We start from the raw sequence: 23,000 nt of genomic DNA, 5'->3' as shown, positions 1-23,000 counted from the left end.
GGTGTTGAAACCACACCACCCGTCATCGCCTGCTGCACCTGCTGTTTATCCATATTCACTGCGTTCAGCTTGCCGTTCACCGTTGGCTTCAACGGGGCATTCGCCTGCACGCTGCCGCTGGCGGTGAGCTGAATATTGCCGTCGCCCGTGATCGGCAAAGCAGGCCAGCCCCACTGCTGCAACACGTTGAGCGGCACGCCGCGCCCGTTCAGGCTCACCGTGGTCTGCCGCTGCGGAAGCTGTGAAACCGTCGCCGTGGCTTCCAGAATACCTTTCTCGGTAAACGCGCTCAGGTCGGTAATGTTCACCGTAGCAGCGTTCGCATTCAGCGCGAGCGACGGACGGCGCACGTCCACGCGATTAAAGGTCGCGGCCGCACCGTTCAATGTTGCGCTGCCGCCCCAGACGCCCCACTGGCGGTCTTTCGCCAGCTGCAGATTTGCACCATAGCCGTCCAGAGAGGTGATCTGCCATGGGAAAGCAGGATCGATGTCGATCACCAGATTGCGGCTCAGGCCGAATTTTTTTAGCGTCACGCTGTTCAGCCATTCCGGCAGTGGATCCATCCACAGCGTTTTCCAGTTTTCAGGCAGGGTGTATTCCAGCCCGGCGATGGCGGCATCATCCAGCACCAGCGCTTTGCCGTCGCGCAGCCAGTTGCCGGAGGTGCGTACCATCCCGCCTTCCCAGCGAGAGGTGAACTGGCGCAGCGCGATACCCTGCGGGGAGAATTCAGCGTTCAGGATCGGGTCGAACAGATGTAGCGAGCCGTAGATAAACTCGCTTGCGTTCATGGACAAACGCCCTTCCTGGCTCTGCCAGTCGCCTTTGCTGAGAGTCAGGTTACGCAGGCTCAAATCAAGGTCCGTCACCGCCCAGTCCGGCCCCTGCAGGCGCGCGTCGGTCACTTCCAGCCGACCAATCTGCAGGGAAGGGAGCGTCGTGATGGGAGCAAAGAAATCCATCAGCGATTTATCGCTTTGCAGGCGGATCTCATTCAGACGCATGCTGTCGATAATCCAGCTGCCGTCAGCGTTACGCAGGGCGGAGCCGGTGAGCGAGCCGCGCGCCATATCCGCGCCAATGGTGCTCAGCACCACCTCTTTACCGTTGAGCTGTCCCTGAATCAGGACATTGCTGGCCGGGACGCCGTTCAGGGTGAGCGAGCCTGCGCTCATCTGGATCTGAGCATTTTTGCCCAGCACGTTGCCCGCCTCTGGCTGCCACGGACTGACGCCGCCTGTGACTTTCTGCGCGCTCAGGTCCCATTCGGTATTCGGGCTGTTAAAGGCCATGTTGTTTAGCTGCAAACGGTCCGCCTGGAAAGGCAGCGGCGCAGTTTGCGGAGAGAGGTTCAGGGTGCCATCGAACAGGGTAATGGTGTCCATATGCAGCGGATCGGTTACCTGACGGCTGCTTAAACCGATATCGACTTTTTTGGCCACCAGGGTGGCGGGTTTGCCGTCACGACCAAAGGTGACATTTTCCAGAATGAGGTGAGAAGGGGATGAAAAGCGGTGATCCATCAGGTCAAAGTTGAGTTCGTAATCGGTATTTACCGTAACCCAATTGCTGACCTGAGACGCGCCCCAGCGGGTCTGGAGCAAAATATAGAATGCCAGCACCACCAAAAGCAGAGCTAACAGAAGATAGATGATCAGCTTTCCAATAAATTTCATGGTCTTCCATCCCGCAAAACGCACATAAAGGAGTTATGCACGATTTATGCGCAATGCTCAAGGCGGGAATGGTGTAAAGAGATGTCACGGCAGGCCTTGACAGCCTGCCGTGAGAGAAATCAATTTTTCTCAGGCGGGAAAACGAGGTTCAGAACGATAGCGGTGATACCGCCCGCGGCAATGCCGGAAGAGAGCAGGTTTTTGACCCAGTCAGGCGCAAACTGCAGGATCAGAGGCTGCTGAGATACGCCCAGACCGACCGCCAGCGACAGGGCGATAATCATGATCGCGCGGCGGTTCAGCGGCTCGCGGGAGACGATACGCACGCCGGAGGCCGCGATAGTGCCGAACATCACCAGCGTCGCGCCGCCCAGCACCGGCTCAGGGATGTGCTGCACAAAGCCGCTTACCGCCGGGAACAGGCCGAGGACGATCAGCATCAGCGCCACCACAAACCCGACGTAGCGGCTGGCCACGCCGGTCAGCTGGATCACGCCGTTGTTCTGACCGAAGCAGGAGTTCGGGAAGGTGTTGAATACGGCAGAGACAAACGAGTTCAGGCCGTTCGCCAGCACGCCGCCTTTCAGGCGCTTCATGTACAGCGGGCCGGACACCGGCTGCTCAGAGACGTCCGAGGTAGCGGTGATGTCGCCGATGGTCTCCAGAGAAGTGATCATAAAGACCAGCATCAGCGGCAGCAGCAGGCCCCAGTCAATGCCCAGTCCGTAATAGAGCGGCGTTGGGATAGTGATCAGCGCGGCATTCGTCGGTGCGGTATTTTGCGGCAGCATATCCAGCGCGCAGGCCATCAGGTAACCGGCCGCCATCGCGATAACCAGCGAGGCCACGCGCAGGTAAGGGTTACGCTGACGGTTAAGCAGAATGATGATTGCCAACACCACGCCTGCCAGCAGCAGGTTTTTCGGCGCGCCGAAGGTGTGGTCGCTCATTGCCGCATAGCCGCCGCCGATGGACGTCAGGCCCACCTGAATCAGCGACAGGCCGATAATCATGACGACCACGCCGGAAACCAGCGGGGTGATGACGCGGCGAGCCAGATGCAGAACGCGGGAGATCACCATCTCCGTGCAGCTGGCCAGCATCAGCGTGCCGAACAGCGCCGCCATCATGGTTGGAACATCCGCCCCACCGGTTTTCAGCGCCGTACCGCCCATGATTAGCGGTGCCACGAAGTTAAAGCTGGTGCCCTGAATCGACAATAATCCCGACCCTACCGGACCCCAGGCTTTAATTTGAATAATAGAGGCGACGCCGGAGGCAAAAAGAGACATGCTGATAATGTGCTGCGTGTCCTGCGCCGGTAAACCGAGCGCCTGGCAAATCAGCAGCGCCGGGGTGATCACCGCAACAAACATCGCCAGAAGATGCTGGCAGGCGGCGAAAAGCGTCTGCGGCAGCGGCGGGCGGTCTTCAAGGCGGTAAATCAGTTCGCTATTTTGCTTCTGCGCAATCGGTTGCGCATCAGGCGACTCTATGGTGTTAACGGACATCGGCGGCAATCCCACGGTGGAAAAGCGGGCATTTTATCTGACCACCTGGTAAAAGCAAACGATTGCCAGCAAAAAAAGGGAAGAAATTCTGCCGCTGCGCGCAGGTTTTCTACTCCCCATCGGGAAAAAAAATTACACTTTTTGCGCCGGGAGCTCATGACGAGCGCAAACCGGCCCAGGATAACGCCGCGTGTGTATGGAACACGCGCAAAACAGGAGCCTTCTATGATTCATCTCGATACGTTGTCGACACTTGTTGCCGCAACGCTGGTCTTACTGCTTGGTCGTAAGCTGGTACATAGCGTTTCCCTTCTGAAGAAATACACCATTCCTGAACCTGTCGCCGGTGGCCTGCTGGTGGCGCTGGCCCTGCTGATACTGAAAAAAAGCATGGGCTGGGAAATCGATTTTGATATGTCCCTGAAAGACCCGCTGATGCTGGCCTTCTTTGCCACCATCGGCCTGAACGCCAACCTGGCGAGCCTGCGGGCGGGCGGTAAAGTGCTCGGCGTATTTCTGATTGTGGTGGTGGGGCTGCTGCTGATGCAAAACGCCATCGGCATCGGGATGGCGACGCTGCTGGGGCTGGATCCGCTGATGGGACTGCTGGCGGGGTCGATTACCCTTTCTGGTGGTCACGGTACCGGAGCCGCGTGGAGCAAGCTGTTCATCGAGCGCTATGGGTTTGAAAACGCGACGGAGGTGGCGATGGCCTGTGCGACCTTTGGTCTGGTGCTGGGTGGCCTGATTGGCGGCCCGGTGGCGCGTTATCTGGTTAAACACTCCACCACGCCGAACGGCAGGCCTGACGATGAGCTGGTGCCGACCGCGTTCGAAAAACCGGACGTCGGGCGCAGCATTACCTCGCTGGTGCTGATTGAAACCATCGCGATGATCGCCATCTGCCTGACCGTGGGCAAAGTGGTTGCGCAATGGCTGGCGGGCTCTGCGTTTGAACTGCCGACGTTTGTTTGCGTGCTGTTTATCGGGGTGATCCTGAGCAACGGTCTGGCGCTGGTGGGCTTCTACCGCGTGTTTGAACGGGCGGTATCGGTGCTCGGTAACGTTTGTCTTTCGCTGTTCCTGGCGATGGCGCTGATGAGCCTCAAGCTGTGGGAGCTGGCCTCGCTGGCGCTGCCGATGGTGGCGATACTGGCGGTGCAGGCGCTGTTTATGGCGCTGTACGCCATGTTCGTGACCTGGCGCATGATGGGCAAAAACTACGATGCGGCGGTGCTGGCGGCGGGTCACTGCGGGGTTGGTCTGGGGGCTACCCCAACGGCTATCGCCAACATGCAGGCGATCACCGAACGGTTCGGGCCATCGCACATGGCGTTTCTGGTGGTCCCGATGGTCGGGGCGTTCTTTATTGATATCGTCAACGCGCTGGTGATTAAGCTGTACCTGATGCTGCCGATGTTTGCCTGAAATCAGGCGTTGGAGTAGCGTTCAGTTTCCGGCATCCAGCGCTCAATCAACGCTGCCGCCTGTTCGGGGTAGCGTTCATGAATATGGCGTGCGAGGCGCTGAACTTCGGGGATCATCGCCTGATCGCGTAGCAAATCCGCCACTTTGAATTCCGCGTTCCCCGTCTGACGCGTGCCCAGCAGTTCGCCCGGGCCGCGGATCTCCAGGTCTTTTTGCGCAATCACAAAACCGTCGTTGCTGTCGCGCAGCACCTGCAACCGCATCTGGGCGGTTTTTGAGAGCGGGGCTTTGTAGAGCAGTACGCAGTGGGACGCTACCGCGCCGCGGCCGACGCGCCCGCGCAGCTGGTGGAGCTGGGCAAGGCCGAGACGCTCCGGGTTTTCGATGATCATCAGGCTGGAATTCGGGACGTCCACGCCGACTTCGATCACCGTGGTGGCGATCAGCAGATGCAAATCACCTTGTTTGAACGACTGCATCACCGCCTGTTTTTCGGCGGGCTTCATGCGTCCGTGCACCAGACCGACGTTCAGCTCCGGCAGCGCCAGCTTAAGCTCTTCCCACGTGGCTTCGGCAGCTTGCGCCTCCAGCAGTTCAGACTCTTCAATCAGCGTACAGACCCAGTAGGCCTGACGGCCTTCGTGGGTGCAGGCGTTGCGCACGCGGTCGATGATATCGCTGCGGCGCGTGTCAGGAATGGCGACCGTTGTGACCGGGGTACGGCCCGGCGGCAGTTCGTCGATGGTGGAGGTATCCAGATCGGCGTAGGCGGTCATCGCCAGGGTGCGCGGAATCGGCGTAGCGGTCATGATCAGCTGATGCGGGTGGAAGCCCTGCTGCAGGCCTTTCTCCCACAGTGCCAGACGCTGATGCACGCCGAAGCGGTGCTGCTCGTCGATAATCACCAGCGCAAGACCGTTAAACTTCACCTGCTCCTGGAAGATGGCGTGCGTGCCGACAATCATCTGCACCTGCCCGCTGGCAATGGCATCCTGTTGCGCAAGGCGCGCTTTGCCTTTTTGCTTCCCGGCAAGCCAGCCCACTTCAATTCCCAGCGGCGCGAACCAGGCGCGGAAATTGTTGGCGTGCTGTTCAGCCAGCAGCTCGGTCGGCGCCATCAGCGCCACCTGTTTGCCGTGGGCAATCGCGCGCAGGGCCGCCAGGGCGGCAACCAGCGTTTTGCCGGAACCCACGTCGCCCTGCACCAGGCGCATCATCGGCACGTCGAGCGCCATATCGCGTTCAATCTCGGCGGTGACGCGCGCCTGCGCGCCGGTGGGTTTAAACGGCAGCGAGGCCAGCAGCTTATCTTTGAGTTCATCATTCTGGCTTAAGGCCTGGGCATGGAAACGCTGTGCGCCAGCGCGAAGTGCCAGCATGCTCAGGTTATGTGCCAGTAATTCCTCAAGGATAAGACGCCGTTGGGCGGGGTGTTTGCCGCTTTCTAAATCGCTGAGCTGTAGCGTTGGCGGCGGGCGGTGCAGGGTGCGCAGCGCCTCGGGCAGGCTCATCATGCCCTGCGCCAGCTCGGGCGGCAGCAGCTCGGTAATAGCGCAGGTATCCAGCAGCTCCAGCGCCTGATCGGTGAGTTTACGCAGCGTCGCCTGCTTGATGCCTTCCGTCGTCGGGTAAACCGGGGTGAGCGTCTCCTGCAGCTCCGGCGTGCTGAGATCGCCCTGTACGCGGTACTCCGGGTGGATCATCTCTGCGCCGTACTTCCCGCGTTTGGCCTCGCCATAGGCCAGCACCCTGCGGCCCGTCGTCAGGCTGTTTTTCATCGCCGCGTTGAAGTTGAAAAAACCGCATGGTGAGAATGCCGGTGCCGTCGCTTATCTGGCAGGTCATCATCCGGCGTCCGCCGAAGGTGATGTTGCAGTTCAGGACTTCGCCTTCAACGGTGGCGTAAATGGCGGGAAGGAGATCGCCAATCTTATAGAGCTGAGTGCGGTCTTCGTAACGCAGGGGGAGGTGAAGCAGGAGATCCTGCACGGTGTGCAGGCCAATTTTTGCCAGCTTATTGCTTTGCGCCGCGCCCACGCCCGTCAGGCTGTTTAGCGGGATGGCATCCAGCAGTCGGCCTTTCATCGCTTACCCGGCGTACTGCATGGTGGCCCACCACTCGGCATCGGCTTCAATTTCGCCCTGCGCGTTGACGTGGGGGTAAGGCAATTTTTTCTGCTTCGCAACGCGAGCCAGCACCGGATAACCACCTTCAAACAGCAGGCGCTGCTGTTCCTCTTTCGGCAGCATGCTGTTGCTGCGCTCATACATTCCGGCGTTCTGACGCTGGCGCTGCGCTTCATACAAAATGAGCGCAGACGCCACGGAGACGTTCAAAGACTGCACCATGCCGATCATCGGAATGATGATGTCCCGATCCGCCAGATCCAGCGCTTCCTGGGAGATCCCCGTTTTCTCCTGACCCATCAAAATGCAGGTCGGGCGGGTGTAGTCGATCTCGCGGAAATCTACGGCTTTAGCGGACAGGTTAGTGGCAAGGATCTGCATCCCGCGCCCTTTCAGGTGCGATACGGCTTCGCCAATGGTGCGATGATTTTTGACAGACACCCAGCTGTTGCTGCCTGCTGCCGCCGAGACCGTATTGCGCATACGGCCGTCCGGCCAGACGGCGTGCACTTCATGCACACCGACGGCATCTGCGGTACGAACGATAGCAGAGACGTTATGAGGTTTATGCACCTGCTCCATGCAGACCGTCAGGTCAGGCTGACGCCTGGCGAGCATTTCGCAGATACGTGCATAACGTTGTGAATTCATAAACCTAGTTTCGGTTTCGGGTGACTTTAATCGCGTCCGGCATGACGCGGATCTTGCGCATAATATTCGCCAGATGCACGCGGTCGCGGGCGGTCAGACGAATAAAGGCGCTGTACACGCGACCATCTTTTTCTTCCGTATTCAGGCTCTGAATATTGGAAGAGGCCGTGTTGATCGCTGCCGTCAGGTTCGCCAGGGCACCCTGGTGGTTGAACATATCCACCTTAATTTCGGTGATAAATTCCTGCGCGGTCTCTTTATCCCACTCGACCGCCATAAACTTCTCGGCTTCTTTCTGGTAGCCGCGAATGTTTCGACAGGACTCGTGGTGGATAACCAGCCCTTTACCCGGGCTGACGTGCGCAATAATCGGGTCGCCAGGAATTGGGCGGCAACATTTTGCAAAGGTGATCAGCACCCCGTCCGCGCCTTTAATCGGCAGATGTCCGTGGCTTTGCGTCGTTGCAGGCACCGCTGTTGTGTCGCCTTGCTGCAGGTTCTTCGCCACCACCACGCTCATAGCGTTGCCGAGGCCAATTTCTGCCAGCAGATCGTCAAGCGAGGCGAGCTTCATGCGCTCCAGCTCACGCTGGACGTTCTCCTGTGGAATTTCAGCCAGCTTACGGCTGCCACCCAACGCGTGGTTGAGCAGACGACGCCCCAGGCTGACGGAATCATCACGCTTGAGGTTTTTCAGCAACTGGCGAATTTTAGCGCGCGCTTTGGAGCTCACGACAAAGTTCAGCCAGGCCGCGTTCGGACGTGCGCCCGGCGCGGTAATAATTTCTACCGTCTGACCGCTGGAGAGCGGCTGAGACAGCGGATAAGGTTGTCTGTCGACACGCGCGCCGACGCAGGCATGCCCGATGTCAGTATGCACGGCGTAAGCGAAGTCGACCGGCGTTGCGCCCGCAGGCAGTTCGACAATGCGACCTTCTGGGGTGAAAACGTAAATCTCATCCGGGAAGAGATCGGATTTAACGCTCTCAATAAATTCAAACGAGCTACCCGCACTCTGCTGAAGCTCCAGCAGGCTCTGCATCCAGCGCTGGGCGCGGATTTGTGCGGTCGTGCTGCTTTCGCCACCGTGCTCTTTATACGCCCAGTGAGCGGCAACACCCATCTCTGCCATCTGGTCCATGTCTTCGGTGCGAATTTGCACCTCAACAGGCACGCCGTGTGGCCCGATCATCGAGGTGTGCAAAGATTGATAGCCGTTCGCTTTTGGAATGGCGATGTAATCTTTCATGCGACCCGGACGCGGTTTGTAGAGGCTGTGCATCTGCCCCAGCACGCGATAGCAGGTGTCGGAGTCGTGGACGATCACGCGAAAGGCGTAGATATCCATGATCGAGTGAAAACGCTGCTCTTTGAGCACCATTTTGCAGTAGATGGAGTACAAATGTTTCTCGCGGCCGCTGACGCGGCACGGAATTCCCGCTTCCTGCAAGCGCCCTTCGATTTCCGAGAGGATTTTTTGAATCATCTCTTTACGGTTACCGCGTGCGGCTTTCACCACCTCTTTAATCACGCGATAGCGGTTCGGGTACAACGCTTCAAAACCCAGCTCTTCCAGCTCGGTTTTAATGTGATGAATACCTAAACGGTGCGCCAGCGGGCTGTAGATTTCAAGGGTTTCACGGGCAATGCGGCGACGTTTATCCGGGCGAAGTGAGCCCAGCGTGCGCATGTTGTGGGTACGGTCAGCGAGTTTGATGAGAATGACGCGGATATCCTGCACCATCGCCATAATCATCTTGCGGAAGTTTTCGGCTTGCGCCTCTTTCTTGTCGCGGAAATTCAGCTTATCAAGCTTAGAGACCCCTTCCACCAGTTCGGCAACGCTTTTGCCAAACAGCTGTTCCATGTCCTGATAAGTGGCAGGGGTATCTTCGATCACGTCGTGCAGCAGAGCGGCCATCAGCGTTTCGTAGTCGAGTTTCATCTCGGCCAGAATACAGGCCACCGCTACCGGGTGCGTGATATAGGGTTCACCGCTTGAACGTGTCTGGCCCTCGTGAGCGTCACGTGCAACGAGATACGCCTGCTGAAGACGCTTAATTTGGTCTTCAGGCAGGTAGGTTTGAATCAGTTGATTCAGGCTTTCAAACAGATACAAGGGCGACCCGCAGGTTTAATTAACGACGACCTTCAGCAATAGCGGTTACGGCCTGCAGTTCTGCGGCTTCCTGCTCTTGCTGCTCCTGGCGCTCACGCACGTCGAGGATCTGGTTGTTGATCAGACCTTCTTCGATTTCGCGAAGTGCAATAACGGTGGTTTTATCGTTTTCTTCCGGTACCAGCGGATCTTTACCGCCTACCTGCATCTGACGAGCGCGACGCGCGGCGACCAGCACCAGGTCAAAACGGTTACCAATTTTCTCTACAGCGTCCTGAACAGTTACGCGTGCCATACTTAAAATGCTCCACAGGTGAAGAAATGACTGGGCATGATACTGAAAGTGGGTTCAGTCTGCCAACAGTTTGGTGATTAATGCGTCATGTCGCTGCTTCTGGCGGCTCATACGCAGGCGTTCTGCACGAAGAATGGTTTTGAGATCGCTCAGCGCGGCATCAAAATCATCATTCACAATAAGGTAATCATATTCCGCGTAATGGCTCATTTCTGCAACAGCCTGTTCCATACGCTTAGCGATGACTTCTTCGCTGTCCTGACCGCGGCCACGCAGGCGGCGATCCAGCTCATCTTTCGATGGCGGTAAAATAAAGATACTGCGCGAGTCAGGCATTTTCTTGCGAATTTGCTGCGCGCCCTGCCAGTCGATATCCAGGAACACGTTTACGCCGGTTGCCAGAACCTGCTCAATGGTTTCACGCGAGGTGCCGTAGTAGTTACCGAACACTTCAGCATGTTCAAGAAACGCGTCTCTGCCGATCATCGCTCTGAACTCGTCGTGATCTACAAAGAAATAGTGTTCACCGTGCACTTCACCCGGACGCGGCGCCCGCGTAGTGTGAGAAACAGAAACCTGTGTGTCGTACAACGGTTGGGTTTTTAACAGTGCCTGAATAAGGCTGGATTTACCCGCGCCACTAGGGGCAGAAACAATATAAAGCGTGCCTTGAGCCATGAGAGTCTTTTGTATGTGTTAACGAAGAAGTCCTACATACGGGCTTATTATACACGTCGGCGCACCGTGACGTAGCCTTTGTCACACTTTTTCCCCTGGATTATTGATTTTTGCGTGTCGTTTTCCGGTTTTACCTGCGGTTTGCAGAAATAAAAAGAAACCCTGGATAGCGCCTCGCAAAGTGACATGTTGCCGTTAGCGTTGTCTCGATCGTCAGGTTATACCTCCTGCAACGCAAAGGAGGAGTAGCAATGTGGCGATGGATAAGCGGATTACTGGTGTTGTGGTGTGGCTATGGCGCGGCGGTGTGTCCGGTGTGGTCGCAGGCAAAAGCAGAGAAAGAGATTGTGTCGTTAAGCGCGCAGATCAAACGCTGGGATGATGCCTACTGGAAGCAGGGGGTGAGCGATGTTAATGACGACGTGTACGACCAGCTTAACGCACGATTAGCCCAGTGGCAGCGGTGTTTTGGCAGCGAGCCTTCAGAAGAGAAACTCCCCGCGCTGACGGGGAGCGTAAAGCATCCTGTTGCCCATACGGGCGTGCACAAAGTGACCAGCAAAGAGGAACTAAGACAGTGGATGCGTTACCGACGTAACCTCTGGATACAGCCTAAAGTAGACGGTGTGGCAGTAACGCTGGTCTATCGTGACGGAAAGTTAATCCAGGCTATCAGTCGCGGAAATGGGTTAAAAGGGGAAGACTGGACCGAGAAGGTGCGTTTAATCCCGTCTGTGCCGCAAAAGCTCACAGGAACGCTGGCGAATAGCGTATTGCAGGGCGAACTTTTCTGGTTACACGACAACCACATTCAGAGCCAGATGGGCGGAATGAACGCTCGCGCAAAGGTGGCGGGTGCGATGATGCGGCAAAAGGATAACGCGCTCCTGAGCAAGATCGGCGTATTCATCTGGGCCTGGCCGGATGGGCCGAAAGATATGAAGACTTCGTTGGTTGAGCTGTCTAAAGCCGGTTTTTCGCTCTCGGCGCGGTATACGCTTCCCGCCGAATCTGTTGATGCCGTCGAAAAACAGCGCGCGGCCTGGCACGAGACCGGATTACCCTTTGCCACGGATGGCATTGTGGTGCGTTCGGAGGATGAACCTGCAGGCGAGAGCTGGTTGCCTGGTGAAGGAAACTGGGTCGTCGCGTGGAAATATTCTCCTGTTTCGCAGCTTGCTGAGGTAAAGAATATCCAGTTTTCTGTAGGACGAACAGGCAAGGTGTCCGTCGTTGCAGGGCTTGAGCCTGTGCGACTGGATGATAAACAGGTGCGACGAGTCAGTCTGGGGTCGGTTGGGCGTTGGCAGAGACTGGATCTCACCAAAGGCGATCAGGTGCTGATCAGTCTCGCCGGACAGGGTATTCCGCGCCTGGATAAGGTGGTATGGCGAGGGACGGACAGACAAAAACCGCAGCCTCCTGACTCGCAGTACCATTCATTAAGCTGTTTTTATGCCTCGCCGAACTGCATGGAGCAGTTTTTTGCCCGGCTAACATGGCTCAGTTCTAAACAGGGGCTGGATATTGAAGGTTTAGGGGAGTCCGGCTGGCGTACGCTCTGGCAGGCTCATCATTTCGAACATATCTTTTCATGGCTGTTATTAACACAGGCGCAGCTTCAGGCCACACCGGGGTTTTCTGCGGCGCGCGGGCTAGCGTTCTGGCATCGTTTTAATCAGATACGGGAACAACCTTTTATCCGTTGGATTAGCGCGATGGGAGTTCCGCTATCCAAATCGACACTGAACGCTATTGATGGGCGATCGTGGCAGGCAATGAGCCAGCGAAACTCTGCCGACTGGCAAACCTTGCCGGGAACTGGAGAGGAGAAAGCGCGGCAAATCATGAACTGGATGCACGCGCCTCAGGTTGACGTGCTGGCGAAGTGGCTCGCTGAACAGCACATCAACGGATTTTGACATCAGTGTGCGCTGTGCTTGTAGTGAAAAACGGGCAGCCCGAGCTTCAGACGTAGCGCCAGCATGCGGGCCGTAAAGCCAAACAGCAGCGTCGAGATGACCACTACATCATGGTTCGAAACGTAATGCTGCAAGGCGATATAGAGTACCGCTGCGGCAAAGGAGATCCCGGCATAGAGCTCTTTTTGAAAGACCAGGGGAATACGTTTGCAGAACATGTCACGCAATACTCCGCCAAATACGCCCGTGACCACGGCGGCAATAGTGGCGATAACCGGCCCTTCACCCATATCGAGCGCGATTTGCGCACCGATGATTGAAAAGACGATCAGCCCCAGCGCATCAAGTACCAGGAACAGACGGCGCAGGTGGGGCATAACGGGTGCCACAATGGTGGTGAGCACGGCAGCCGTCGCCACGATAATCACGTACTCAGGGTGTTTAACCCAGCCGAGCGGGTAATGGCCAAGCAGGATATCGCGCACGGAACCGCCGCCCAGCGCGGTCGCTGTGGCAATAATAATCACGCCGAAGGTGTCCATACGGCGACGTCCGGCTGCAAGCGCGCCGGTCATGGCTTCTGCGGTGATACCAATCAGATAAAGAACGTGAAGCAGCATATACCCTCCGGTGTGAACGCGGGGGAGGTTAGCGATTTGTGCGCAAGATCACGATTGAGATTTTCTAAGGCGAGTTAGTTTGCCCTATAAATTTTTATCACATTTGTCTGGATAGGCTTGATGACGGGCGGAAGGTGGGATAATTGAGCATCAGCACGGATTAGAAATAGTAATGGGTGGTGCAGTCGACACCACCCGAAAGGCATTACTCGATATTCTGGATCTGCTCGCGCATCTGCTCAATCAGCACCTTCAGCTCAATCGCTGAATTCGTCACGTCTGCATTGATAGATTTAGACGCCAGGGTGTTCGACTCGCGGTTGAACTCCTGCATCATAAAGTCCAGACGGCGACCTACAGCTTCTTTCTTCTTCAGAATGTTGTAGGTTTCTTTAACGTGCGCTTCCAGACGGTCCAGCTCTTCAGCGACGTCAACACGCTGCGCCATCAGCACCAGCTCTTGTTCCAGACGGGTGTTTTCCAGCTGAACTTCCGCTTCTTCCAGTTTGGAGACCAGGCGCTCGCGCTGCCACTGCAGCACTTCCGGCATATGGGTGCGGACTTTGGCTACTTCGGTGCTCACGCCTTCAAGGCGCTGCTCAATCATCGCTTTCAGCGCCTGACCTTCGGTTTCACGGGCAACGATAAAGTCGTCCAGCGTGCCGTCGAGGGCTGCCAGGATTTCAGCGGCGATGGCATCCAGATCCTGCTCACCGGCAGCCATGACGCCAGGCCAGCGCAAAATATCAACCGGGTTGATTTCGCCTTCATCGCTCTGCATTTTGACCCAGTTCGCCGCATTCACGAGCTGTTTCGCCAGTTTTTCGTTAAGAATCAACTCGCCTTGCGCGCTGGCATCAGGCTCAAAGCGCAGGTTGCATTCCACTTTGCCGCGTGTCAGACGCGTACGGATACGCTCGCGTACGACAGGCTCAAGGCTGCGGAACTGCTCCGGCATACGGAAATACGTTTCCAGGTAACGCTGGTTTACCGAGCGCATTTCCCATGTGGCGCTGCCCCAGCTACCCTTGATTTCACGCCGGGCGTAGGCGGTCATACTGCGGATCATAGACATTCCCGTTTTTAAAGGAGAGATGGGGGGATTATAGCTTTCGGGGGCTTCTCAGGATAGGAATAAGCGTCCTTTATCCGTATAATGCGCAGCCACATTCGTTTCAAGCCGGAGAATCCATCATGCGTCCATCAGGCCGTAGCGCCAATCAGGTGCGTCCCGTCACCCTGACCCGTAACTATACAAAACACGCTGAAGGCTCCGTGCTGGTTGAGTTTGGTGACACGAAGGTTCTGTGCACCGCCTCTATCGAAGAAGGCGTTCCGCGCTTCCTGAAAGGTCAGGGTCAGGGCTGGATCACCGCTGAGTACGGCATGCTGCCGCGTGCGACTCATACCCGTAACGCCCGCGAAGCGGCGAAGGGCAAGCAGGGCGGTCGTACCATGGAGATTCAACGTCTTATCGCGCGTGCGCTGCGCGCCGCCGTTGACCTGAAAATCCTCGGTGAATTTACCATCACGCTGGACTGCGATGTCATTCAGGCAGACGGCGGTACGCGTACGGCGTCCATTACCGGTGCCTGCGTGGCGCTGGCGGATGCCCTGAACAAGCTGGTTGCGGCCGGTAAGCTGAAAACCAATCCAATGAAAGGCATGGTCGCGGCGGTTTCCGTGGGTATCGTTAACGGTGAAGCGCTTTGCGATCTGGAATACGTTGAAGATTCCGCTGCCGAAACTGACATGAACGTGGTGATGACTGAAGACGGTCGCATCATTGAAGTACAGGGCACGGCAGAAGGCGAGCCGTTCACCCACGAAGAGCTTCTCTCTCTGCTGGCGTTGGCCCGAGGGGGAATCGAATCTATCGTAACGACGCAGAAAGCGGCGTTAGAAAATTGATTTTAAAGGCGACCAATGAGTCGCCTTTTTTTTGCCTGTAAGACAGAAAAACCAAAGGAGCGAATCCATGAAATCGTATCAGCGCCAGTTTATTGAGTTTGCGCTTAACAAGCAGGTACTTAAGTTTGGCGAGTTTACGCTGAAATCCGGGCGTAAAAGCCCCTATTTCTTCAACGCCGGGCTGTTTAATACCGGGCGCGATCTGGCGCTGTTAGGCCGTTTCTATGCCGAAGCGCTGGTGGATTCCGGGATTGATTTCGACCTGCTGTTTGGTCCGGCCTACAAAGGTATTCCAATTGCGACCACCACCGCGGTGGCGCTGGCTGAACACCATGACCGCGATGTGCCGTACTGCTTTAACCGTAAAGAGGCCAAAACCCACGGTGAAGGCGGGAATCTGGTCGGCAGCGCGCTGCAGGGCCGCGTCATGCTGGTGGACGATGTGATCACCGCGGGCACGGCAATCCGCGAATCGATGGAGATTATCCAGGCCAATGGTGCGACGCTTGCTGGCGTCCTGATTTCTCTGGATCGTCAGGAGCGTGGTCGCGGTGAAATTTCCGCTATTCAGGAAGTTGAGCGCGATTACAGCTGCAAAGTGACGTCGATTATCACCCTGAAAGACCTGATTGCCTATCTGGAAGAGAAGCCGGAGATGGCGGATCATCTGGCGGCGGTACGTGCGTACCGGGAAGAGTTCGGCGTGTAATTGAATTGCCCGATGGCGCGACGCTTACCGGGCCTGCGTATTTCGTAGGCCGGATAAGGCGAAGCCGCCATCCGGCAACGGTGTTACTGCAACTGAGCAGCCACTAACGGCCAGCGGGCGTCAAAATCGTCCGTTGGTCGGTATTTGAATTCGCTACGCACAAAACGGGAGAGCATCCCTTCGCAAAACGCCAGGATCTGGCTCGCCAGCAGCGTCTCATCGATGGTGTACCCTTCGCCTTCACGCATTTTCTTTTCGCGCAGTACCTGTCGCAGCTGCGCTTCAATACGTTCGAAAAGCTGGTTAATGCGCCCCTGCAGCCTGTCCTGCTCGAACATCAGCGCGTGGCCGGTGAGGATACGGGTTAAGCCCGGATTGCGTTCACCAAAGCCCAGGATTAACAGCACAATCAGACGCAGACGCGCGGTGGTGTCTTTTTCGTCTTTCAGAATCAGGTTGATGCGCGTGATCAGGCTGTCTTCAATAAACTCGATCAGACTGTCGAACATCCGGGTCTTGCTCGGAAAATGACGGTACAGCGCCGCCTCAGACACGCCTACAGAGGCGGCCAGTTTAGCGGTAGTGATGCGTTGACTGCCATCGCTGGATTCAAGCATCAGAGCCAGAGACTGAAGTATTTCTTCGCGACGATTCCTTTTCGCGGTTTGTTTTTCTGCCATGTTACAAAATACCCCTGAAAATAAGCACTTGCCAGGCTGGCATCCACACAGCGACCGCAAACTGACGTTTGCGGTTTGTTATTGCATTATGGCGCTGTGAGATGCGTATCTATCGGACGGTTATTTACGCCCGGAATGGCCGAAGCCGCCTTCGCCACGGTCGGTGGCGTCGAAGTCTGCCACCAGGTTAAATTCTGCCTGCACAACCGGTACAAAGACCATCTGCGCAATACGCTCGCCCGGTTCAATGGTGAAGCTGTCCTGACCACGGTTCCAGACGGACACCATCAGCTGACCCTGATAGTCAGAGTCGATCAGGCCGACCAGGTTACCCAGTACGACGCCATGCTTATGGCCCAGACCAGAACGCGGCAGGATCACCGCCGCCAGAGACGGGTCAGCAATGTGAATTGCCAGGCCTGTCGGGATCAGGGTGGTTGCACCTGGAGCCAGTTCTACGGCGTCATCGAGACAGGCGCGCAGGTCAAGACCGGCAGAGCCGGAGGTGGCATAGGTCGGCAGCGGAAATTGCTCGCCAACACGCGGGTCCAGAATCTTAACGTCGATTTTTTTCATCATAACGGGTAACGATCTCGTCCAGTAATTGTTGGCCCAGGAGTTCCTTGCGCTCAAGCGGTAAGACTTTATCTCCATCCTGCCAGAAAAGGTGCAGTGCATTGCTGTCGCTGTTAAATCCTTGCGTGGCCAGCGATACGTCGTTCGCGCAAATCAAATCGAGGTTTTTGCGAGTACGTTTTTGCCGGGCATATTCTTCCACATTATTTGTTTCTGCGGCAAACCCAACAACGTAAGGACGATGGCTTTTCAGTGCGGCGACACCAGCAACGATATCCGGGTTTTTCACCATTTTTATCGTTAATTCATCACCTTGCTTTTTGATTTTGGCGTCTGCAATGGTCTCTGCCCGATAATCCGCGACGGCCGCACAGCCGATAAAAATCTGCTGGTTTTGCGCATGGGTCTGCACGGCGGCTTCCATTTCCAACGCGGTGGTGACGTCAATGCGTTGAACGAACGGAGGTGTCGGCAGTGAGACCGGGCCGCTCACCAGCGTGACGTTCGCGCCGCGTTTTGCAGCAGCAGCAGCAATGGCAAAGCCCATCTTGCCGGAGCTGTGGTTAGTGATGTAACGCACCGGGTCCAGCGGTTCGCGCGTGGGGCCCGCGGTAATCATGATGTTGAGATGTTGCAGATCGTTGACAGGCGAAAAATGGGCTGCAGCCATATCAACAATCGTCAGCGGGTCCAGCATACGACCTGGGCCAACATCGCCACACGCCTGGCTGCCGCTGTCCGGGCCCCAGATAAGCAGGCCGCGTGATGCCAGCGTCTCCAGATTGTGCTGGGTGGCTGCATTACGGTACATCTGCTGGTTCATAGCGGGCACGACGGCGACTGGCGCAGGTGTCGCGAGGCAAATGGTCGAGACCAGATCGTTCGCCATGCCCGCCGCCACGCGGGCAATCAAATCGGCCGTGGCGGGGGCAAGAATCACCAGATCTGCCCATTTCCCAAGCTCAATGTGGCCCATCGCCGCTTCTGCAGCAGGGTCAAGCAGGCTGTCGGATACCGGGTACCCCGAGACAGCCTGCAGGCTCAGAGGCGTGATAAAGGCTTTGCCACCTTCGGTTATCGCGACCCGCACATCTGCCCCGCGCTCGCGTAGACGACGCACCAGGTCCGGCGCTTTATAGGCTGCAATACCGCCGCTTACGCCAAGAACGATTTTTTTACCGGCCAGGCTCATCATGATTCTTTCCTGTTGGGTTTCACCAGAGAGCGGGCATTTTATCACAATCACAAAAACGGGGTGATTTTGTCCTTCGTTCACTTTGCGAGGCGTTACGCAAGAACGAAAAGTCAGCGTCGAGCCCCGGATTGGCCTGTGGCAGCATGATGGCAAACAGAAGGAGGCTGGGCATGGAAGAGACGGAACTGCTGCTACCGCGCGAAAAACTGCTGCGATATGGCGTCACCTTGTTAAAAGACGATGAGCTGCTGGCGCTCTTTTTGCGTACGGGTACGCAGGGGAAAACGGTATTTACGCTGGCAAAAGAGCTGATAGAACATTTCGGTTCACTGCATGGTTTGCTGACCGCCGATCTGGCAGCGTTTGCGCAGGTTGAGGGGATTGGCGTGGCGAAATATGCCCAGTTGAGGGGGATTGCTGAACTTGCCCGCCGTTTTTACAATGTCCGTATGGAGGAGGAAGATCCGATCCTTACCCCGGCGATGACCCGCGAATTCCTGCAAAGCCAGCTGTCAGATATGGAGCGGGAGATCTTCATGGTGATCTTTCTCGACAATAAGAACCGGGTGTTGAAACACACTCACCTTTTCTCTGGAACCTTGACCCACGTAGAGGTTTATCCGCGAGAAATTGTGCGGGAAGCGATAAAAGTGAATGCAGCCGGCGTGATCCTCGCGCATAATCACCCCTCTGGCTGTGCAGAACCGAGCAGAGCGGACAAAGAAATCACCGAGCGCATTATCAAATGCTGTCAATTCATGGACATTCGTGTGCTGGACCATCTGATAATTGGCCGCGGAGAGTACATTTCTTTTGCGGAACGTGGTTGGATTTAGACCCTTTCTCGCGATCCATCGGGATCTTTGTCTGTTCGGGACTTGAGCACACCGCCGAGTCAGCGTATACTACGCCACCTTTGAGAATCTCGGGTTTGGCATTTGGGCCTGGCAATCGAGAGTTCACTTAGAACTATGCGATGACCGGGCTGTAAAGCCTGACGAGGCGCCGATACCCCATACGAAGCTCGAGCTAATTTGATTTTTGGAGAATAGACATGTCCCGAGTCTGCCAAGTTACTGGCAAGCGTCCGGTGACCGGTAACAACCGTTCCCACGCACTGAACGCGACTAAACGCCGTTTCCTGCCGAACCTGCACTCTCACCGTTTCTGGGTTGAGAGCGAGAAGCGTTTTGTCACCCTGCGTGTATCTGCTAAAGGTATGCGTGTTATTGATAAGAAAGGCATCGATACAGTTCTGTCCGAACTGCGTGCCCGTGGCGAAAAGTACTAAGTACTTAAAGAGGAAATAAATCATGGCTAAAGGTATTCGCGAGAAAATCAAGCTGGTTTCTTCTGCTGGTACAGGTCACTTCTACACCACCACGAAGAACAAACGTACTAAGCCGGAAAAACTGGAACTGAAAAAATTCGATCCAGTTGTACGCCAGCACGTACTGTACAAAGAAGCTAAAATCAAATAATTTTAGTCTCCTTGTATTGAAAAACCCCGCATCTGCGGGGTTTTTTGCATTCTGCATCTCAACGGAGGAACCATGCCTGAATTACCTGAGGTAGAGACCAGCCGTCGCGGCATTGAGCCCCATCTGGTCGGCGCAACCATTCTTCACGCAGTTGTCCGTAATGGGCGTCTGCGCTGGCCGGTGTCCGATGAGATCCACGCGTTAAGTGACAAACCCGTCCTTAGCGTGCAGCGTCGTGCCAAGTACCTGCTGCTGGAGCTGCCTGACGGCTGGATTATTATCCATCTGGGGATGTCCGGGAGCCTGCGCATCCTTACTGAAGAGCTGCCTGCGGAAAAGCACGATCACGTTGACCTGGTGATGAGCAACGGCAAAGTGCTGCGTTACACCGACCCGCGGCGTTTTGGCGCATGGCTGTGGACGAAGGAGCTGGAAGGGCACAACGTGCTGGCGCATCTCGGGCCTGAACCGCTGTCAGATGCGTTTAATGCGGAATACCTGAAAGAGAAGTGCGCAAAGAAAAAGACCCCGATTAAGCCCTGGCTGATGGATAACAAGCTGGTGGTCGGCGTGGGGAATATTTACGCTAGCGAATCGCTGTTTGCGGCCGGGATCCATCCCGATCGGCTGGCCTCTTCGCTGTCGGCGCAAGAGTGCGAATTGCTGGTCAGAGTGATTAAAGCGGTGCTGCTGCGCTCTATTGAGCAGGGCGGGACTACGCTGAAGGACTTCCTGCAAAGCGACGGGAAGCCGGGCTATTTTGCCCAGGAGCTGCAGGTATATGGCCGTAAGGGTGAACCGTGCAGAGCCTGCGGGACGCCAGTTATTGCCACGAAGCACGCCCAGCGCGCCACGTTCTATTGCCGTCAGTGCCAGAAATAGCGTTACTTTAACTTTTCCATCAAGGCCGGGTGGACGTTAACCGGCAGGAAGGGGGTGACGGCGCCGTGATGACGCGCCACCTCTTTTACCAGCGTGGAAGAGATAAACGACCACTCTTTGGAGGGCATCAGGAACACGCTCTCCAGCTCTGGCATCAGATGGCGGTTCATGTGCGCCAGCTGCATTTCATACTCAAAGTCTGCTACCGCGCGTAAACCCCGGATCAGAATGTTTGCCTGCTGAGCGCGGGCGAAGTTAGCCATCAGGTCGCTAAACCCAACCACCTCAACGTTCGGCAGATGCGAAATGGCATCGGTGGCGAGCGTAACGCGCTCGTTCAGGTCAAACATCGGCTTCTTGCTGGGGCTGGCGGCAATCGCCAGGATCACCTTGTCGAACATGCATGCCGCACGGGTGATGATATCAACATGACCGTTGGTAATCGGATCGAAGGTACCCGGATAAATCGCTTTTGTGCTCATGGCTCACGTTTTCTCAGAGTAGCCGCGGCAGAGCGCCCACAGCTCGGTGTATTTGTTGAAAGTATACTGGGCATTGACCACTGCGAGTAACCAGCCCTGTTTACCGTCCAGCACGCCGCCGCGCAGCAGCAGCGTTTTCAGAAACGCGCCCAGTGTGTGGGTGAAGATACCCGTCAGCGAGGCCTTCTTGCCGCGCTGGTGACGCTCCTGCGCCCATGCAGTGGCATAGTTGAGCTGTTTACGCTGGAAGCTCGCGAAATCACGGCAGGTCAGGTGCAGCAAATCGCCCGTCAGGGGGATGACCTGGGCGCTATCGCAGCGCAGGGATTCATGGACCAGATTGTCGTTGTACTGATACCGCTCGCGCTCGTAGAGGCGCATCACGCGGTCAGGGTACCAGCCGCTGTGGCGCATAAAGCGGCCAAGAAAGTAGTTGCGGCGGGCAATGCTGTATACCGCACCTGGCTGAGGCGAGGAAAGCACCGTTTGAATAGCCTGCTGCAGTTCTGGCGTGATGCGTTCGTCAGTGTCGAGCATTAACACATAATCGCCGGTGGCATATTCCTGCGCGCGCTGGCGCTGAATGCCATAACCTTGCCAGTCAGTATTGGTATAGATTTTTGCGCCCGCCGCGCGGGCGACATCTACCGTGTTGTCCGTGCTGCCGGAGTCCAGGATGACGATTTCATCAGCCCAGGCGACGGAGGCCAGGCAGTCCGGAAGCAGGTCGGCGGCGTTTTTGGCGATCATCACGACCGACAGACGCGTTGACATTAGTGGCTCCGCTGAGGCAGATAAGGTTGCAGAAGCTGCAGCAGACGGGTCAGTGCGCCCTGGTTCTGGTGCAGCACTTCGACGGCATGACGCCCGTACCACAGGCGATAATCTTCGTCAGTCAGAAGGGTAGACACCTCTTTGACCACCGAATCCGCGTCGGTCACGGTAATTAAACCATCGGCCTGCTGCAATTTCGCGCAGATATCTTTGAAGTTAAACGTGTGCGGTCCCATCAGCACCGGAATGGCGTGTGCTGCCGGTTCCAGTGGGTTATGACCGCCGCGCTCGACCAGGCTGCCGCCGACAAAGGCGAGGTCAGCAATGCCGTATAGAAGCATCAGCTCGCCCATCGTATCGCCAATCACTACCTGAGTGCTGCCGGAAGGGATCTCACCGCTGCTGCGCAGGGTGTAGCTGAAACCCCCTTTTTGCACCATATCGCGGGCATCTTTGAAGCGCTCAGGATGGCGAGGCACGAGGATAAGCAGTAAATCAGGGAATGTTTCCAGCAACTTACGGTGCGCCTGGAGGATGATCTCTTCTTCGCCGTCGTGGGTGCTGGTCGCAATCCAGACCTGACGTCGCGGGGCCCACTGGCGACGCAGCGTGATCGCACGGGCGGCGAGTTCAGGCGTGACGGAAATATCGAATTTAAGGCTGCCCGTTACCGCAAGCTGGTTGCGTTTCAGGCCTAGCGCGATGAAGCGCGCCGCATCTTCTTCATTTTGCGCCGCAATCAAGGTGATTTTACTCAGAAGGCGACGCATAAATTTGCCCAGCTTGCCGTACCCTTTCGCCGAGCGCTCAGACAGACGGGCATTAGCGATAACCAACGGGATCTTACGGGCATGGAGGGCAGAAATCATATTCGGCCACAGCTCGGTTTCCATCACGATCACCAGTTTCGGGCGAACGGTATTCAGGAAACGGTTCATGGCGCAGGGCAGATCGTAAGGCAGATAGACGTGATGCACGTCTTTTCCGAAAGCGGATAACGCACGCTCAGAGCCGGTGGGCGTCATGGTCGTGACGGTGATCGGCAGTGACGGGTATCGGTGACGCAGGGCGCGAACCAGCGGGATAGCCGCCAGCGTTTCACCAACTGAAACGGAATGGAGCAAAATACCGTCCGGGGCAACTTTATTACGGCAGTAGCCATAGCGTTCAGCCCAGCGTTTTCGATACGCGGGAGCTTTACGGCTACGAAGCAACAGTCGCAGCCACACCAGTGGCTGAATGAGATAGAGCAGGGCGGTATACAACAATTCCAATCGATT

At 56.5% G+C, this 23,000-nt stretch carries 22 protein-coding genes and 1 pseudogene; 8 read left to right on the top strand and 15 right to left on the bottom strand.

Features of this window, described 5'->3' with window-relative positions; genetic code table 11:
- Both ENTMO_RS23625 and ENTMO_RS0101275 read right to left on the bottom strand, forming a co-directional pair.
- Positions 1–1,679, bottom strand: a 1,679-nt coding sequence (locus ENTMO_RS23625) for an AsmA family protein (protein ID WP_010426449.1), incomplete at its 3' end; no start/stop codon positions are given.
- Positions 1,680–1,798: 119 nt separating this feature from the next.
- Positions 1,799–3,190, bottom strand: coding sequence for a nucleobase:cation symporter-2 family protein (locus ENTMO_RS0101275; protein ID WP_010426447.1), 1,392 nt, complete (start codon positions 3,188–3,190; stop codon positions 1,799–1,801).
- 225 nt (positions 3,191–3,415) lie between these two features.
- Here ENTMO_RS0101275 and gltS point away from each other — a divergent pair, with 225 nt between their 5' ends.
- Complete coding sequence (gene gltS / locus ENTMO_RS0101270; protein ID WP_010426445.1) at positions 3,416–4,618, top strand: sodium/glutamate symporter; 1,203 nt, start codon at positions 3,416–3,418, stop codon at positions 4,616–4,618.
- A 2-nt stretch (positions 4,619–4,620) separates the two neighbouring features.
- On the opposite strand, the pseudogene recG reads toward gltS, so the two are convergent.
- The 5 genes and pseudogenes from recG to gmk all read right to left on the bottom strand — a co-directional run bounded on the left by recG (position 4,621) and on the right by gmk (position 10,488).
- Positions 4,621–6,703 (bottom strand): annotated as a pseudogene (gene recG / locus ENTMO_RS23620) (ATP-dependent DNA helicase RecG).
- Positions 6,704–6,706: 3 nt separating this feature from the next.
- The gene (gene trmH / locus ENTMO_RS0101260; RefSeq protein WP_010426443.1) at positions 6,707–7,396 is read right to left on the bottom strand and encodes a tRNA (guanosine(18)-2'-O)-methyltransferase TrmH; all 690 of its coding nucleotides are present in this window, start codon (positions 7,394–7,396) and stop codon (positions 6,707–6,709) included.
- Between the two features lie 4 nt (positions 7,397–7,400).
- On the bottom strand, positions 7,401–9,515 hold the full coding sequence (gene spoT, locus ENTMO_RS0101255; RefSeq protein ID WP_010426441.1) for a bifunctional GTP diphosphokinase/guanosine-3',5'-bis pyrophosphate 3'-pyrophosphohydrolase: 2,115 nt from the start codon (positions 9,513–9,515) through the stop codon (positions 7,401–7,403).
- A 19-nt stretch (positions 9,516–9,534) separates the two neighbouring features.
- Positions 9,535–9,810 (bottom strand): DNA-directed RNA polymerase subunit omega, encoded by a 276-nt coding sequence (gene rpoZ / locus ENTMO_RS0101250; RefSeq protein WP_000135058.1) that lies wholly within the window; start codon positions 9,808–9,810, stop codon positions 9,535–9,537.
- A gap of 54 nt (positions 9,811–9,864) precedes the next feature.
- Entirely contained in the window at positions 9,865–10,488 is a 624-nt protein-coding gene (gene gmk, locus ENTMO_RS0101245) for a guanylate kinase (protein ID WP_010426438.1), read from the bottom strand.
- Between the two features lie 251 nt (positions 10,489–10,739).
- Here gmk and ligB point away from each other — a divergent pair, with 251 nt between their 5' ends.
- Complete coding sequence (gene ligB, locus ENTMO_RS0101240; protein WP_010426437.1) at positions 10,740–12,410, top strand: NAD-dependent DNA ligase LigB; 1,671 nt, start codon at positions 10,740–10,742, stop codon at positions 12,408–12,410.
- Between the two features lie 2 nt (positions 12,411–12,412).
- Here ligB and ENTMO_RS0101235 read toward each other — a convergent pair whose 3' ends face one another.
- A complete protein-coding gene (locus ENTMO_RS0101235; RefSeq protein ID WP_010426435.1) occupies positions 12,413–13,030 on the bottom strand; it encodes a trimeric intracellular cation channel family protein in 618 nt (205 codons plus the stop codon).
- A 205-nt stretch (positions 13,031–13,235) separates the two neighbouring features.
- Positions 13,236–14,099, bottom strand: a complete 864-nt coding sequence (locus ENTMO_RS0101230) for a YicC/YloC family endoribonuclease (RefSeq protein WP_010426433.1) — start codon at positions 14,097–14,099, stop codon at positions 13,236–13,238.
- 125 nt (positions 14,100–14,224) lie between these two features.
- Here ENTMO_RS0101230 and rph point away from each other — a divergent pair, with 125 nt between their 5' ends.
- Positions 14,225–14,941 (top strand): ribonuclease PH, encoded by a 717-nt coding sequence (rph, locus tag ENTMO_RS0101225; protein WP_010426431.1) that lies wholly within the window; start codon positions 14,225–14,227, stop codon positions 14,939–14,941.
- 67 nt (positions 14,942–15,008) lie between these two features.
- A complete protein-coding gene (gene pyrE, locus ENTMO_RS0101220; RefSeq protein WP_010426430.1) occupies positions 15,009–15,650 on the top strand; it encodes an orotate phosphoribosyltransferase in 642 nt (213 codons plus the stop codon).
- Positions 15,651–15,733: 83 nt separating this feature from the next.
- Here the strand turns inward: pyrE and slmA are convergent, their stop codons facing one another.
- The 3 genes from slmA to coaBC all read right to left on the bottom strand — a co-directional run bounded on the left by slmA (position 15,734) and on the right by coaBC (position 18,098).
- Entirely contained in the window at positions 15,734–16,330 is a 597-nt protein-coding gene (slmA, locus tag ENTMO_RS0101215) for a nucleoid occlusion factor SlmA (protein WP_010426428.1), read from the bottom strand.
- A gap of 120 nt (positions 16,331–16,450) precedes the next feature.
- Positions 16,451–16,909 (bottom strand): dUTP diphosphatase, encoded by a 459-nt coding sequence (dut, locus tag ENTMO_RS0101210; protein ID WP_015570042.1) that lies wholly within the window; start codon positions 16,907–16,909, stop codon positions 16,451–16,453.
- Positions 16,887–18,098 (bottom strand): bifunctional phosphopantothenoylcysteine decarboxylase/phosphopantothenate--cysteine ligase CoaBC, encoded by a 1,212-nt coding sequence (gene coaBC, locus ENTMO_RS0101205; protein ID WP_010426424.1) that lies wholly within the window; start codon positions 18,096–18,098, stop codon positions 16,887–16,889. Before coaBC ends, dut begins: the two co-directional genes overlap by 23 nt.
- 173 nt (positions 18,099–18,271) lie before the next feature.
- Here coaBC and radC point away from each other — a divergent pair, with 173 nt between their 5' ends.
- From radC to mutM, 4 genes are all read left to right on the top strand, one after another.
- Positions 18,272–18,937, top strand: a complete 666-nt coding sequence (gene radC, locus ENTMO_RS0101200) for a RadC family protein (protein WP_010426422.1) — start codon at positions 18,272–18,274, stop codon at positions 18,935–18,937.
- Between the two features lie 218 nt (positions 18,938–19,155).
- Positions 19,156–19,392 (top strand): 50S ribosomal protein L28, encoded by a 237-nt coding sequence (gene rpmB / locus ENTMO_RS0101195; protein WP_002436699.1) that lies wholly within the window; start codon positions 19,156–19,158, stop codon positions 19,390–19,392.
- A 22-nt stretch (positions 19,393–19,414) separates the two neighbouring features.
- Entirely contained in the window at positions 19,415–19,582 is a 168-nt protein-coding gene (gene rpmG / locus ENTMO_RS0101190; RefSeq protein WP_003024094.1) for a 50S ribosomal protein L33, read from the top strand.
- Positions 19,583–19,654: 72 nt separating this feature from the next.
- Complete coding sequence (gene mutM, locus ENTMO_RS0101185; RefSeq protein WP_010426416.1) at positions 19,655–20,464, top strand: bifunctional DNA-formamidopyrimidine glycosylase/DNA-(apurinic or apyrimidinic site) lyase; 810 nt, start codon at positions 19,655–19,657, stop codon at positions 20,462–20,464.
- A 2-nt stretch (positions 20,465–20,466) separates the two neighbouring features.
- Here mutM and coaD read toward each other — a convergent pair whose 3' ends face one another.
- From coaD to waaA, 3 genes are read right to left on the bottom strand one after another with little or no spacing between them, the layout of a single operon-like run.
- The gene (gene coaD, locus ENTMO_RS0101180) at positions 20,467–20,946 is read right to left on the bottom strand and encodes a pantetheine-phosphate adenylyltransferase (RefSeq protein ID WP_010426415.1); all 480 of its coding nucleotides are present in this window, start codon (positions 20,944–20,946) and stop codon (positions 20,467–20,469) included.
- 3 nt (positions 20,947–20,949) lie between these two features.
- Positions 20,950–21,720, bottom strand: coding sequence for a glycosyltransferase family 2 protein (locus ENTMO_RS0101175; protein ID WP_010426413.1), 771 nt, complete (start codon positions 21,718–21,720; stop codon positions 20,950–20,952).
- On the bottom strand, positions 21,720–22,994 hold the full coding sequence (waaA, locus tag ENTMO_RS0101170) for a lipid IV(A) 3-deoxy-D-manno-octulosonic acid transferase (RefSeq protein WP_010426410.1): 1,275 nt from the start codon (positions 22,992–22,994) through the stop codon (positions 21,720–21,722). Before waaA ends, ENTMO_RS0101175 begins: the two co-directional genes overlap by 1 nt.
- Positions 22,995–23,000: the final 6 nt, after the last annotated feature.

The organism is Enterobacter mori LMG 25706 (assembly GCF_000211415.1).
GTDB classification, from domain to species: Bacteria; Pseudomonadota; Gammaproteobacteria; order Enterobacterales; family Enterobacteriaceae; genus Enterobacter; species Enterobacter mori.
The sequence above is the reverse complement of the archived record's forward strand: the minus strand, read 5'-3'. Positions and strand labels throughout refer to the sequence as shown.